The sequence below is a fragment of the Shewanella benthica KT99 genome (assembly GCF_000172075.1).
Lineage (GTDB): Bacteria > Pseudomonadota > Gammaproteobacteria > Enterobacterales > Shewanellaceae > Shewanella > Shewanella benthica_A.
Map to the genome: position 1 here is coordinate 1 of NZ_ABIC01000036.1, position 14,288 is coordinate 14,288.

The 14,288-nt window shown below is 47.0% G+C and carries 14 protein-coding genes and 1 rRNA gene; 6 read left to right on the top strand and 9 right to left on the bottom strand.

Annotation, left to right across the window (positions count from 1 at the left end):
• A 16S ribosomal RNA gene (locus KT99_RS14930) occupies window positions 1–580 on the bottom strand; the annotation flags it as partial.
• A gap of 685 nt (window positions 581–1,265) precedes the next feature.
• Here KT99_RS14930 and KT99_RS14935 point away from each other — a divergent pair.
• Window positions 1,266–1,820 (top strand): gamma carbonic anhydrase family protein, encoded by a 555-nt coding sequence (locus KT99_RS14935; protein ID WP_005501589.1) that lies wholly within the window; start codon window positions 1,266–1,268, stop codon window positions 1,818–1,820.
• Window positions 1,821–1,852: 32 nt separating this feature from the next.
• Here KT99_RS14935 and KT99_RS14940 read toward each other — a convergent pair whose 3' ends face one another.
• From KT99_RS14940 to KT99_RS14975, 8 genes are all read right to left on the bottom strand, one after another.
• Complete coding sequence (locus tag KT99_RS14940) at window positions 1,853–2,116, bottom strand: DUF1488 domain-containing protein (protein WP_005501591.1); 264 nt, start codon at window positions 2,114–2,116, stop codon at window positions 1,853–1,855.
• Window positions 2,113–2,937, bottom strand: a complete 825-nt coding sequence (aroE, locus tag KT99_RS14945) for a shikimate dehydrogenase (protein WP_005501594.1) — start codon at window positions 2,935–2,937, stop codon at window positions 2,113–2,115. Before aroE ends, KT99_RS14940 begins: the two co-directional genes overlap by 4 nt.
• Before the next feature lie 148 nt (window positions 2,938–3,085).
• Entirely contained in the window at window positions 3,086–4,006 is a 921-nt protein-coding gene (gene hemF, locus KT99_RS14950; protein ID WP_005501596.1) for an oxygen-dependent coproporphyrinogen oxidase, read from the bottom strand.
• A gap of 58 nt (window positions 4,007–4,064) precedes the next feature.
• A complete protein-coding gene (locus KT99_RS14955; RefSeq protein ID WP_005501598.1) occupies window positions 4,065–4,622 on the bottom strand; it encodes an L-threonylcarbamoyladenylate synthase in 558 nt (185 codons plus the stop codon).
• A gap of 30 nt (window positions 4,623–4,652) precedes the next feature.
• Window positions 4,653–5,216: a DNA topoisomerase family protein gene (locus KT99_RS14960; RefSeq protein ID WP_005501600.1), complete on the bottom strand. Its 564-nt coding sequence runs from the start codon at window positions 5,214–5,216 to the stop codon at window positions 4,653–4,655.
• Window positions 5,217–5,548: 332 nt separating this feature from the next.
• The gene (locus KT99_RS14965) at window positions 5,549–6,022 is read right to left on the bottom strand and encodes a DUF494 family protein (protein WP_005501602.1); all 474 of its coding nucleotides are present in this window, start codon (window positions 6,020–6,022) and stop codon (window positions 5,549–5,551) included.
• A 2-nt stretch (window positions 6,023–6,024) separates the two neighbouring features.
• Complete coding sequence (gene dprA / locus KT99_RS14970; protein ID WP_005501603.1) at window positions 6,025–7,044, bottom strand: DNA-processing protein DprA; 1,020 nt, start codon at window positions 7,042–7,044, stop codon at window positions 6,025–6,027.
• Window positions 7,045–7,253: 209 nt separating this feature from the next.
• Window positions 7,254–8,354: a LysM peptidoglycan-binding domain-containing protein gene (locus KT99_RS14975; protein ID WP_086017600.1), complete on the bottom strand. Its 1,101-nt coding sequence runs from the start codon at window positions 8,352–8,354 to the stop codon at window positions 7,254–7,256.
• A gap of 181 nt (window positions 8,355–8,535) precedes the next feature.
• Between KT99_RS14975 and def the strand changes: the two genes are divergently transcribed.
• The 5 genes from def (at window position 8,536) to KT99_RS15000 (ending at window position 14,256) form a co-directional block, all read left to right on the top strand.
• Complete coding sequence (gene def / locus KT99_RS14980) at window positions 8,536–9,048, top strand: peptide deformylase (protein ID WP_005501607.1); 513 nt, start codon at window positions 8,536–8,538, stop codon at window positions 9,046–9,048.
• Between the two features lie 7 nt (window positions 9,049–9,055).
• The gene (gene fmt, locus KT99_RS14985; RefSeq protein ID WP_005501608.1) at window positions 9,056–10,015 is read left to right on the top strand and encodes a methionyl-tRNA formyltransferase; all 960 of its coding nucleotides are present in this window, start codon (window positions 9,056–9,058) and stop codon (window positions 10,013–10,015) included.
• The gene (gene rsmB, locus KT99_RS14990; RefSeq protein WP_005501611.1) at window positions 10,015–11,292 is read left to right on the top strand and encodes a 16S rRNA (cytosine(967)-C(5))-methyltransferase RsmB; all 1,278 of its coding nucleotides are present in this window, start codon (window positions 10,015–10,017) and stop codon (window positions 11,290–11,292) included. The genes fmt and rsmB overlap by 1 nt, the downstream gene beginning before the upstream one ends.
• Before the next feature lie 9 nt (window positions 11,293–11,301).
• The gene (gene trkA, locus KT99_RS14995) at window positions 11,302–12,711 is read left to right on the top strand and encodes a Trk system potassium transporter TrkA (RefSeq protein ID WP_005501613.1); all 1,410 of its coding nucleotides are present in this window, start codon (window positions 11,302–11,304) and stop codon (window positions 12,709–12,711) included.
• Window positions 12,712–12,813: 102 nt separating this feature from the next.
• Window positions 12,814–14,256, top strand: a complete 1,443-nt coding sequence (locus KT99_RS15000) for a TrkH family potassium uptake protein (protein ID WP_005501615.1) — start codon at window positions 12,814–12,816, stop codon at window positions 14,254–14,256.
• Window positions 14,257–14,288 lie beyond the last annotated feature (32 nt).

The window sequence follows — 14,288 nt, forward strand, 5'->3', positions numbered from 1 at the left end:
ACGCCCAGTAATTCCGATTAACGCTTGCACCCCTCGTATTACCGCGGCTGCTGGCACGAAGTTAGCCGGTGCTTCTTCTGCGAGTAACGTCACAGCTACAGTTTATTAAACTACAACCTTTCCTCCTCGCTGAAAGTGCTTTACAACCCGAAGGCTTCTTCACACACGCGGCATGGCTGCATCAGGCTTGCGCCCATTGTGCAATATTCCCCACTGCTGCCTCCCGTAGGAGTCTGGACCGTGTCTCAGTTCCAGTGTGGCTGATCATCCTCTCAGACCAGCTAGGGATCGTCGCCTTGGTAAGCCATTACCTTACCAACTAGCTAATCCCACCTAGGTACATCCAATCGCGAAAGGCGTACTTCGAAAAGCGCGTCCCCTCCTTTCCCCCGTAGGGCGTATGCGGTATTAGCAGTCGTTTCCAACTGTTATCCCCCTCGACTGGGCAGTTCCCTAGGCATTACTCACCCGTCCGCCGCTCGACAGCAAAGGTGCAAGCACCTTCCTGTTTCCGCTCGACTTGCATGTGTTAGGCCTGCCGCCAGCGTTCAATCTGAGCCATGATCAAACTCTTCAATTAAAGTTCTTTTGATGCATCCTCTTTCGATGATGACATCGGCTCAATGAAACTTTTGCCTTCACTTTTTAAAAAGTGAAAACAAAAAAACTGTTTTTCACTAACCCGAAAGTTAATGAAGCTTACATATTTTGCTTCTTTGAATTTACTTTGCTTGCTCGTGAGAGTAATAAAGTAGACACCAAAGTCGCTATGGTCACTCAGTAGTTCATTGAGTAAATTTTTTGATTACCTCGTGAGAGGTAATTTCGAATAACTCAACACCTGTGAGTGTCCACACAGATTTCTTGTTTCGTATTGTTAAAGAGCTGGTGCTTGGTAGCACCGCCGTTAGACGCTAGGTCGCAGGCTTTTACTTACTTCCCAAGGCGTTCCGCCTTGGCTAGGGATGCGTATTCTACACTCCCAATTGTTGGCGTCAAGGGCTTTTTAAAATTTAATTTCAATCGTTTAAAACGAAGAAAAAACAAGCTTACTTGTTGCCCTGACTGCGTTTCAACTTCGTTTAAGAAGACTGGTTTGCCGTGTCAGTGGATGCGCATTATAGGGGCGTCAGCCCAGAGCGCAAGGGCTAATAGTGAGTTAATTCTCTTTTCTTATTCGTTTGAATGTTATTTGGCCTGATCTCCTACTTTTTAAGCATTATAATGCCGGTATTACGCTTCATACCTATATTTAAGGAGTTTCCGTGCCTGTTTCATTAAGAGCCTATAAAGGGGTAAGTCCTCAATTCGATGATTCTGTATACCTAGATGATGCCTGTGTACTCGTTGGCGACATATTTTTAGATACTGATTCTAGTATTTGGCCTTTAGTTGCCGCACGCGGTGATGTGAACCACATGAGAATTGGTAAGAGGACCAATGTACAAGACGGGGCAATTCTTCATGTCACGCGCAAGTCTCCATCTAATCCTGACGGCCATCCTCTATTAATAGGCGATGACGTCACCATAGGACATAAAGCTATGCTCCATGGTTGCAGCGTTGGCAATCGTATCTTAGTCGGTATGGGAGCCATTATCCTGGACGGTGCAATATTAGAAGATGATGTGATCTTAGGCGCGGGTTCTTTAGTTCCGCCAGGGAAGGTACTAAAGAGTGGCCACTTATATGTAGGTAGCCCGGCAAAACAGGTCCGCGCGCTGACCGAAGCAGAACTTCAATTTCTACCACAGTCAGCCGATAATTATGTTCGACTCAAGAATGAGTATTTAGATAAAGAAATAGTCACTCCAGTCTAGTTAAAGGCAAGTCTTTAACAATGTGAAGGCGATTAGCGCCAACTCACAGCCCCATCCTCATCGAACATCTCCTGTTCGATGAGCTCTTCAACGTGATCTTCGATATCGAAACGGCATGCTTCGAAGGCAGCAAGCACTTCGGCTTCCCCTGTCAACGCCTCACCATGCAGCTTAGTTAATCTTGATAGGCTTATTCGACATTGTATATTAGCTCCCTGAACCTGAGCCGGAAAAATAACCTGCTGCTTATTATCATCCCAATCTTGTAAGTCCGGAAATAAAACACTCTGATTCATTCTGCATCCAACTTTATTCTTAATGCATCTAAAGCTGTTGTCACCTTGGGCCTAACACCACGCCATAATTCAAAACTTTTAGCAGCCTGCCCTACTAGCATGCCTAAGCCATCGACCACAGCACTCGCTCCCAAGGATGAGGCCCAAGAATTAAACGAAGTCATCTGCTTGCTATACATCATGTCGTAGCACTTTGTTGCTGCATCTATGACTGACTCGGGGATCTGTGGAACATCACCTGATAAGCTTGAAGAAGTAGAATTAATGATTATATCGAATGAAGCAGTCAGTTCATTAGTCGCTATGGCTCTGGTGTTTCCGTATTCGGCAAACAGCTCCGCCAGCACTTCCGCTTTCTCATGAGTTCTATTGTGGATACAGAGCTCGGCAATCTCGGCATTTAACAGAGGCAGAATGCAGCCCCTTGCAGCCCCACCGGCCCCCAAGAGCAGCACTCGTTTTCCGACTAAGCTACCAAAGTTATGTTGCAGATCGGCGACCAGACCTAAACCATCGGTATTGTCACCACGAATATCGCCGTTCTCTAATAAGGTTAAGGTATTAACCGCTCCCGCCAACGATGCCAATTCACTCAACTCATCGCATAATTTAAATGCCTGCTCTTTAAAGGGGACGGTAACATTGGCTCCCTTGCCCTTATTAAGCCAAAACTCCGACAAGCTCTTTTCGAAACCATCGATCGGGGCCAGCAAGGCCTCATACTCTAATACTTGCTCCGTCTCTTCGGCAAATAAACCATGTATAAATGGAGATTTACTGTGTGCTATCGGGTTTCCAAAAACGGCATATCTGTCAGTCATCGTTTATCTCCAAAGTCGGATGCAACCTGATTAAACCAAAGCTTCTGGTGTGTACATATACTCCCAACGGACCAGAATGTCGGGAATGTGGCATCGACATATGTTGCAGTTAATGCCTACGCCACCAGCAATTCAATCAAGCATAACTTTACTTATTCAAACCCAACCAGTCTCTCGGTTTAAGAAAGTCTGTATACAGTAAAGCTTCGGGCGATCCAGCTTCTGGTGTGTACATATACTCCCAACGAACCAAGGGTGGCATCGACATCAATATAGACTCGGTTCTGCCACCAGTTTGCAGTCCGAACAAGGTACCTCTGTCATACACTAGGTTGAATTCGACATAGCGCCCACGACGGTAAAGTTGGAAGTCGCGTTCCTTCTCACCATATTCAGTATCTTTACGACGATTAACGATTGGGGCATAGGAGGTCAAGAAGCCAGTACCTACCGCTTGCATAAATTCGAAGCTAGTATCGAAACCTTCTTGGTTAAGATCATCAAAAAAGAGCCCACCGACACCGCGAGTCTCATCTCTATGGGGCAAATAGAAGTATTCATCACACCACTGCTTATATTTAGGGTAAACCTCATCACCGAATGGGTCACAGAAAGACTTGGCATCTTGATGCCACTCAATGACATCTTCCTCAAATGGGTAATAAGGAGTCAGATCGAATCCCCCGCCAAACCACCAAACCGGATCGGCTCCCTCTTTAGATGCAATGAAGAAACGCACGTTCGCATGAGTCGTCGGAATATAGGGGTTATGAGGATGGATGACCAGTGACACCCCCATAGCCTCGAAGCTACGGCCCGCAAGCTCCGGGCGATGAGCCGTTGCCGATGCCGGCATTGAAGCACCTGTCACATGGGAAAAATTAACACCGGCTTGCTCGAATACGGCACCTTTGGTTAATACCCGACTCGTGCCTCCACCACCTTCTTCTCGCTCCCAGGAGTCAGCCTTAAACTCTCCCTTGCCATCGAGCTGTTCCAGACCTTCACAGATTTGCTGCTGCAGGGCGAGTAAAAATGATTTTACTGCACGGATGTCAGGTACTGACATATAGATTCCTTTTTTTTATATTTACAAGCTGGCACTTATATAGCGTATTTTTAAGTGTTTAGCGTAAGACCTTGCCGCTGAGGGCGTCGATAATCGTCGAAGGATTTGCATCTAAGCCTAACTCTCCAGTGGCAGTGCCTGCTATCACACCTTCAAATTGTGCGGTCACTTCATCCAAACTCATTGCGGGTTGTTGACCGGTAATATTTGCACTGGTAGACACCAGAGGTTTACCCAGATTATTGCAGATAGCTTGTATTCCTGGATGGGCGGAAACCCTAACCGCCAATGAATTAAAGCTGCCACAGAGTAGCTTAGAAATATCGGATCTTATAGGCATAATAAAGGTGAAAGGACCGGGCCATTTAGAAAACACTGACTCAAGCTGTTTTGTCGTCAACTGAGTGTCATCGAGATAGGGTGCGAGCTGAGAATAATCGCTGGCGACTAAGATCAATCCCTTCTGCCAAGGACGCTGTTTCAAGCCGAGTAACTTCTCTATCGCTACATCATTATCAGGATCACAGCCTAAGCCATACACAGCCTCGGTTGGATAGGCGATCACGCCTCCATTTTCAATCAGCTCAGAAATTTCTGATGGGTCTAACTGCAACATGTATCGTTACCTTCAATCAAATTCAATAATTTAGACTGCTCTTTTATACTTGCATGTCTTCTTCGGACACTCTAAGCGAGACCCAGCGGCACCTTTCCTCACTATCAGGATGCCGAAACCACACTCGGGACAGGCTTCGGCTACGGGTCGATAGTTCACTAAAAACTTACACTTAGGGTAACCGCTGCAGGCATAAAAACTTTTACCAAACCGACTGGTTCTATGCTCAATCTTCCCGGTTTTACAACTTGGGCAAGCAATCTGATCTTCAGGTTCTTCCTTATCATGCTTTTCAATATGCTTACAATCGGGGTAATTTGTACAGCCAATAAAAATGCCAAATCGTCCAGACTTTACCGCCAGTTCATGGCCACACTCGGGGCATTCTGAATCAGGGATGGCTTGAGTTTCAATAGACTCATGTTGTACTAACGGCCGAGTATAATCACATACAGGATAACTATTACACCCAATGAAACCGCCATGTTTACTATGCCGAACCGATAGCTCACTGCCGCACTTAGGGCAGAGTTCATACTCTTTCTCTAAGGCATGTTCATGGGAACTAAACAGTTGATCATCAATTTTAGACATGGGGTTCTCGGTTAAATCGGCTATCAGCCATTTTACCAAGCAAAGCCAACACAGGGAAATATCTTAGGAGATTAATTATCACTAGGTTTATAGCTAGAAACAACACAAGTATATAGTATGCAAAAAATACAATGGAATGAATATTATGCTGCGCAAGTCAGTTTTGGCTCTTGCGATAGCTCTGCCTACTCTACTATCTAAGAGCCTTTAGCGACTTAGACCCCGGCACACCTGTTCAAGGATGATGCTCACAGGCATTACTAATCAAAAAAGGAGGCTAGGCCTCCTTTTTTTTATCACATTAAGTGCAGAAATAATGAGTGCTGATATAACTAGGAATGCAATCGACCGTCATGCTGCTCGAAGATAAGATCTTCCATTTTTTCATAAGCAGACTCATTACCTGGCACATTAAATAACACCATAAGCACGACCCACTTGAGATCTTCCAATATTAACATCGGCTCATCAAGTTCCATTACACGGTCTATGACCATCTCGCGGATTATAACGCTTAATACTTTTATCTGCTCTAGAAATAGAAGAAAACCTCTACACTCGACATCTAGCTTATCCATCTCATCCTGAGTATAAATTCTGAATGAATGTTGAGCATGATCACACAGATAAGGCGTATCCCCTTCCTGTAGCTCGGCTAAATGTTCAAGCCAAGAGATGGCTTTAATTATCTCGGACTGATGAAAACCAGCACGGGTGAGCTCTTGTGTAAGCTCATCTTCATCCACTAAAAACTCTACTTCACTATGAACATAGTTTTCAAATAGATACATGAGGATATCAAACATGGCTAGCTCCTCTTTAGTCTTATATAACCACCGGGCACTACAGCGACCCAACCTTGTAATTCAAGTTCAAGCATTTGCTCTAATACTAAATCTATGGCCTTTCCACTATGCTCAACCACATCATCTATTGTGGTGGTCTCATATCCTACACTAGCTAACAGTGAGGCAAATGGCAAATTAACGGCCTTAACCTCCTCTATATAGTGACGTCTTCTCAGTTCTTCAAGGTGAAAATCCGATAAAGCGGTAACTTCTTCTATTATATCGGCCGCATTCTCCACAAGCTTTGCGCCGTCTTTGAGAAGGTCATGGCAACCTTGACTCTGACCGGCGAGGATATTACCAGGAACCGCGAACACCTCACGCCCTTGTTCCAATGCCAGTTTAGCGGTAATGAGTGAACCGCTTTTTCTGCAGGCTTCTACCACTAAGGTACCTAAAGATAGACCGCTGATTATCCTGTTACGTTTCGGAAAATTACCGGCGAAAGGTTTCGTACCGGGCCAAAACTCACTGACTATGGCTCCATGGTGCTGAATTTTTTCATAGATAGCCCTGTGTCTGCGAGGATAGATCACATCGGTTCCCGTCCCCAACACTGCCAAAGTTCTTCCTTCATTATCGATACATGCTTGATGAGCCGAGCCATCGATGCCTACGGCCATACCACTCACTACAGCAAAACCTAAACCTGTTATCTCAGCAGCCAACCGATAGGCTATCTGCAGCCCTGTTTGTGACGCGGCTCTGCTACCAACAATCGCAATAGCAGGAAACTTCAACGCATGTAGCTCCCCTTTGACGAATATGATAGTGGGCGGATCGATTATCTGCTTGAGAAGATAAGGGTAGTCGGGATCGTCTAAGGTCAATATATAATGATTATCGGCAGCTTGTTGCCATGACAGTGCCGACTCTACACGAGAAAAGTCGGGAGTGAGCGAACACTTGAGTAGACTCTCAGGCAGCGGAAGAGCATCGGGTTCATGCTCTAACATCTGTCTGAGTTCCTCTACATCCATGTAGTTGAGCAGTTGTTGGATCCGGGCGGGTCCTAGCCCGGATACAGCACTAACAACCAGCCAGTCGACCAGTTTATCGGTAATTCCTTCACCTCAATATTGGTAATTAGTAAAATTATAACCAGAATCAACAGATATCCCTTCGGCTGCCAATCAGTTTATGTGTCCAACTCTAAGCTTTATTCACCGCCTAGTTATTCCCTAACTCTTTATTCACTAATAAGGAGAGCATCGGGTGTTACTAGCTTATCTTCGACTCTGACGGGCCTCTCGTTAACCATGATGAGTCCCATGCTGGTCTTGCCGAACACCTTGAACACCATCAACTTGCCTCGATAGATATCCGGCATCTTGATAGAGTTAGTGGAAGACACACTCGACAACATAGTCTCGTATGTACTTCGCCCTGTAGGTATTACAGGCTGACCATCACCATTAATAACGATATCTAAGCCATCTCTATAGATAGAGAAAACATGACCGGATTCGACACCATCCTCGCTGCCTTTATCGATATAAACAACATCGAGTTTCCCCATCTCACGCAGATATTTCTCAGAGGCTAGCACGGATGCAGGAGATGAAAGCTCGGCGGCTCGAGGCATAAAATAAGCGGACATTAATGAGTCATCTTCGATTGGCATCACTCGACTGCCCGCAACTGTTTCACGAAAATTACTCAATAACTTAATTTTAGAGACAGGACCGGACTCGATGACACGACCACTGGCGGTTAATATCACCTCGACGCCAAGATCGTCCCCATTGTTGCTGACAAAATCACGACCTCGCTCATAGGCACCGAATTTATCACCCATGGTAAGTTCGGCTTGAATATAAATCACATCGCCAACGATATGATGCCTAGATTCACTCTCACCGCCTAACACCATAGGCTGAGTTTCGAACCAGTCACTATCAACTACCCTGTTCTGAACTAGATATGGCCTGACTAACGCAAGATCAATGGCAGGGATAGCACTATCTTTAGGCATGATTCTGCCTTGAGGAGACTTACGAATATAAGGTTTTACGACCAGTCTAGGTTCACCGTCGATGAAGACTAATGTCAGCCTGTCACCAGGATAGATGAGATGGGGGTTAGCGATTTGAGGGTTGTCCCCCCAAAGCTTAGGCCAGCGCCAAGGATCTTTTAGGAAATATGCAGAGATATCCCAGAGGGTATCTCCCTTCTCCACCACATAAGAGTCGGGGTGCCCTGATTTCAATGTCAGGGTATCGGCGAACACAAAAGAGCAATTTAATAAAATTAAACCGAGTAAAATTAATCGTTTCATCGGGGTTCCCACGCTGTTTGTTCTCTATATGACAAACTATCCCTTGCAGGAAGCACTCGAAAGATAAAACTAGTTTGGTGATATAGAGAGCTTTTGCTGTTATTGATTGCCACTAAGGATTAAAATTGACCCATTAGCTAAAGTCAGTATAACCAACTGATAAAGATTTGACAGACTTGTTAAGAGTTTAAGTATGAGTTTACTAAAAATTTTACGTTTTCCCGATGAAAGATTACGCACGCTTGCCAAGCCGGTTACAGAGTTTAACACTGGCTTGCAAACTCAAATCAATAATATGTTCGAAACCATGTACGAAGACAAGGGAGTTGGCCTAGCCGCAACCCAGGTCGATTACCACAGGCAATTGATTATCATGGATCTTCAAGATGAAGAAGAAAGACCAAAAGTCTTCATAAACTTGGAAATTGTTGCCAGCAGCGGCCACTTTTCCAACGAAGAGGGCTGTCTTTCTGTACCTGGGTTCTATGCCGACATCGAGCGCGCCGAACATGTCACCATCAAGGCTCTTGATCGAGACGGTATTGAGTTCACTCTCGATGCTGATGGCTTATTCGCCATCTGTTTACAGCACGAACTGGATCACCTCAAAGGCAAGTTATTTGTCGATTACCTGTCGCCCCTAAAGCGTCAGCGCATCAAGCAAAAGCTGGAAAAAGCCGCACGACTAGAAGCAAAACAGGGATAGCCTTATCTTGAAACCATTAAATATCGTTTTTGCCGGTACTCCGGACTTCGCCGCTCGCCACCTGCAAGCCCTGATAGACTCTGAACATCATGTTATTGGTGTCTATTCTCAGCCTGATCGCCCCGCAGGAAGAGGAAAAAAATTACAGGCGAGTCCGGTAAAAACCTTGGCGCTGGAGCATAACATTCCTATTTACCAGCCTAAGTCCTTACGTGATGAAGCGGCCCAGCAGGAATTAAGCGGCTTAAATGCCGACCTTATGGTTGTCGTCGCCTACGGTTTAATCTTGCCTCAAGTGGTTTTGGATACCCCAAGACTAGGCTGTATCAATGTACACGGCTCAATCCTTCCCCGCTGGCGCGGTGCGGCACCGATACAAAGAGCACTCTGGGCCGGTGATAAAGAAACAGGTATCACCATAATGCAGATGGACTTAGGTCTGGATACCGGTGATATGCTTCTCAAGACTCAGCTGACTATCGAAGATGATGACACCTCAGGGAGCCTCTATGACAAATTGGCACTACAAGGACCGGATGCACTTATTCAAGCATTAGCCGGTCTGGCAAATGGTGAACTCAAGGCAGAGAAGCAAGATGAAACTCTGGCGAACTACGCCAAAAAGCTGAGTAAAGAAGAAGCTGAGCTGGATTGGAATAAATCGGCACTGCAGCTTTGGCGCGAAATACGCGCCTTTAATCCTTGGCCTATCAGCCACTTCAGTCACAATGATGCCAGTATCAAGGTCAGACAGGCTAAGGTGAGTGAATCGATTAGCGATGCACCGGCAGGCACCATCATCTCAGCCGATAAGAACGGCATAGAGATAGCGACAGGTGAAGGGGTGCTGAGTCTGCAGAACATGCAGTTACCGGGTAAGAAGCCACTGAGTGTCGGCGACATCCTTAATTCTCGCGGTGATTGGTTTACTCCAGGCACACGCTTAAAAAACAAAGAGGCTAGCTAATGAATTTGCGCGCACTGGCGGCAAGAGTCGCATTTCAGGTGCTTGAGAAAGGTACCTCGTTATCCGTCGCTCTTCCCGATCAACAGCAGCACCTAGAGAGTGGCAAAGATAAAGCCCTACTTGCAGAGCTTAGCTACGGCGTGATGCGCCACCTGCCCCAGCTGGATAAGTTGGTCAGCGACTGCATGAGCAAACCATTAAAAGGTAAGCAGCGAATCGTTCACCAACTGCTGCTTATAGGTTGCTATCAACTCTACTTTACCCGAATTCCCAGCCATGCAGCGATTTCAGAAACTGCTGAAGCCTGTAGACAGCTTAAGTTTGAAGGCCTAGTGAAAGTGGTTAATGGTGTATTGCGTAACATTCAGCGTCAAGAAAAGCCTCTGCCGACTGATAACGACACCTTAGCCTTCAACACCCCAGCCTGGATTGTTAAGCGCCTTAAAGCCGCTTACCCTGAAAACTGGCAAGAGGTTATCGAACAGAGCCACCAGCGTCCACCAATGTGGCTGCGCAATAATAAACAGTCACAGACTCGGGATGAGTATCTTGCCGCCTTAGCGGAAATAGACATCCCGGCTTCTGCAGGCAAGAGCAGCGATGCTATCTTACTCGAGAGCCCTCGCGACGTAGCGCAACTGCCAGGTTTTGAGCAAGGCGCCGCCTCGGTTCAGGATGGTGCGGCTCAGTGGGCTGCCACGTTACTGGCCCCTAAAGATGGTGAGCTGATACTCGATGCTTGTGCTGCTCCCGGTGGCAAGACTTGCCATCTATTAGAGCTGGCCAATATCGAACTGGTCGCCGTCGATTTCGATGAGAAACGTCTCGAGCGTGTGCAACAAAATCTGGATCGCCTATCACTTAAGGCCAAGCTAGTTCATGGAGATGCAGCCGATATCGATTCCTGGTGGCAAGGTGACAAGTTCGATCGTATCTTACTCGACGCCCCCTGTTCGGCAACTGGCGTGATACGTCGCCACCCGGATATTAAATGGCTAAGAAAACAGACCGATATTGATGAGCTAGCCTCACTGCAGAGTAAAATTTTAGATCATTGCTGGCAGTGGCTTAAGCCCGGTGGCACACTCCTGTATGCAACCTGCTCGATTCTCCCACAAGAGAATGAACAGCAGATCCGCTCATTCTTAGCAAGAGCCGATGATGCCACTCTCTTTCCTATCAGTGAGCAGCCAAATCCCGACGATATCGGCTGGCAAATCACCCCAGGAACAGAGAATATGGACGGATTCTATTACGCTCGCCTAGTAAAGGGATAAAGCAAGGCCATGAAGATTATCATTTTGGGTGCCGGTCAGGTCGGTGGCACACTGGCTGAAAACTTAGTTGGTGAGAATAATGACATCACAGTCGTCGATTTAGACAAGACCCGCTTGCGTTCATTACAGGATAAATACGATCTGCGCGTCGTACACGGTCATGGTGCTCACCCGGATGTGCTCAAGGAGGCGGGCGCCGAAGATGCCGATATGCTCATCGCCGTGACCAACAGCGATGAATGTAATATGGCGGCCTGTCAGATCGCTTACACCCTGTTTGGAACACCGACTAAGATAGCCAGGATCCGTTCAGAGCAATACTTAGCGCTTAAAGACAAATTATTTTTTAACAGTGAAACCAAGCTTAATGATAATCGAACTCGTGGTGGTTTCATTATCGATGAACTTATCGCCCCAGAACAGTTAGTGACCTCCTACATTCGCCGCTTGGTGGAATATCCCGGCGCCTTACAGGTATTAGAATTTGCCGAGGGGCGTCTCAGCCTAGTCGCGGTAAAAGCCTATTATGGTGGCCCCTTGGTGGGTAATGCCCTCGCGACCTTGCGTGAACATATGCCAAATATCGATACCCGAGTCGCGGCCATCTTCAGGCAAGGCCGTCCAATCATGCCATGCGGTACCACGATCATCGAAGCCGATGACGAAGTCTTCTTCCTTGCCGATAGTCGCCATGTCCGCGCAGTAATGAGTGAGATGCAAAAGCTCGATAACACCTACCGAAATATCATGATCGTCGGTGGTGGCAATATCGGCATGGGACTCGCCAAACAACTACAGCGCAATCACTCGGTTAAGCTTATCGAGCATAGACAAGAGCGCGCCGAGGAACTTTCTGAGCGATTGGAAAATACCACAGTATTTTGTGGTGATGCCTCAGATCAGGAGCTCCTGCTCGAAGAGAATATCGATCAGACCGATGTGTTTATCGCCGTCACCAATGACGATGAAGCCAACATCATGGCCGCACTTCTCGCTAAGCGCATGGGTGCCAAGAAAGTGATGGTACTGATCCAGCGCGAGGCTTATGTCGATATCGTGCAGGAAGCCAATATCGATATTGCCATTTCTCCTCAGCAAGCCACCATATCTGCACTCTTGACCCATATACGTCAGGGCGATATCTGTAACGTCTACTCCCTGCGCCGCGGGGCCGCAGAGGCCATTGAAGCCATAGCTCACGGCGACTCCAAGACCTCTAAAGTTATAGGTAAGAAGATAGGCGATATTAAGTTACCACCGGGTACCACTATCGGTGCCATAGTGCGGGATGAAGAGGTGTTGATGGCTCATGACAAAACAGTGATAGAGCAAGGCGACCATGTCATTCTCTTCTTGGTAAACAAGAAGTTTATCGGCGAAGTTGAGAAGCTTTTCCAGCCGAGTGCTTTCTTCTTTTAATATTTCCCATCAGACACGTTTGAATAGCGGCTTAGCTGTTAACTCGGCTTTACTGAGAATGATAGAGGCTGGCCGCTCGTTTGTTTTTCAAAGGATTGACTCATGCTGAACTTTCGGCCACTGCTGTTTATTTTAGGCATATTTCTGTCGACCCTGACGGTATTTATGTTTATCCCCTTGCTCTTCGCCCTGCTCTATAGTGAAGAAACCGTTGGTGCCTTCATGATCTCATCTCTGGTCACTGCCACGGCGGCCACCACTTGCATGCACCAGGGAAAAAGTAAGCAGCTCAATCTAAATATTCGCGACTTATTCCTACTGACCAGCCTGACTTGGCTAATAGTCAGTATTTTCGCCGCCATGCCGTTCACCCTCTATCACGGCATCAACTATACCGACGCCTTCTTCGAGACTATGTCGGGGATCACCACCACAGGTTCGACAGTATTGTCAGGCTTGGACACTATGGATCACAGCATATTGATCTGGCGCTCTCTATTACAATGGCTAGGTGGTATTGGCTTTATCGTGATGGCCGTGGCGGTACTACCTTTTCTAAATGTCGGTGGTATGCGGCTGTTTAGAACCGAATCCTCCGACTGGAGTGACAAGGCGATCCCCCGTACCCAAGACATGGCCAAGCACCTTTTCTACATCTATATCTTACTCACGGTACTCTGTGGGTTCGCCTACCATATGGCGGGTATGAGCTGGTTTGAGGCGATCAACCATGCCATGACCACCCTCTCGACAGGCGGCTACTCCACTTCCGATAGTTCCATGGCAGCTTTCTCTGATAATGCCCATTGGGTCGCCATCGTCTTTATGGCCGCCGGCGGCTTGCCGATGCTGATGTTCGTCAACTGTATTCAGCAGAGATCTTTATTAGTATGGAATGACGCCCAGGTGAAAGGCTTCCTGCTATTCATCTTTACGGTGTCATCTTGCCTGGCATTCTGGCTCTGGAGCAGTCGCGAGATCCCCCCCATAGATGCCATACGTCTAGCCAGCTTCAACGTAGTCTCAGTGGTCACCACTACCGGTTACGGCTTAACGGATTACACCGCCTGGGGCGCGCTTGCCAATGTCATCTTCCTGTTCTTAATGTTCGCCGGTAGCTGCTCAGGCTCGACCTCTGGTGGCATCAAGATATTCCGCTTTCAGATAGCCATCGCCATCATGCGAGAACAACTCAAGCAACAATTCCACCCTAACGGAGTATTCAAAGAACGCTATAACAACCGTCCTATAGGCGATGATATCGTCCGCTCCCTGGTGACCTTTATCTTGCTGTTCATGTTCGTGATAATCGCGCTTTCGGTCATATTAGTCATGACGGGACTCGATCCGACCACCAGTTTCACCGGCGCTATAACAGCAGTGACCAACGTAGGTCCAGGTCTTGGCCATATTATCGGTCCAGCGGGTAATTTCTCTAGCTTGCCCGACGTGGCTAAGTGGGCACTGGCAATCGGAATGCTGTTAGGACGCTTGGAGATACTGACGGTTGCAGTGCTGTTCCACCCAGGCTTTTGGAAATACTAGTTCGAAGTATTTATGTCGATGTTTATTTGGCT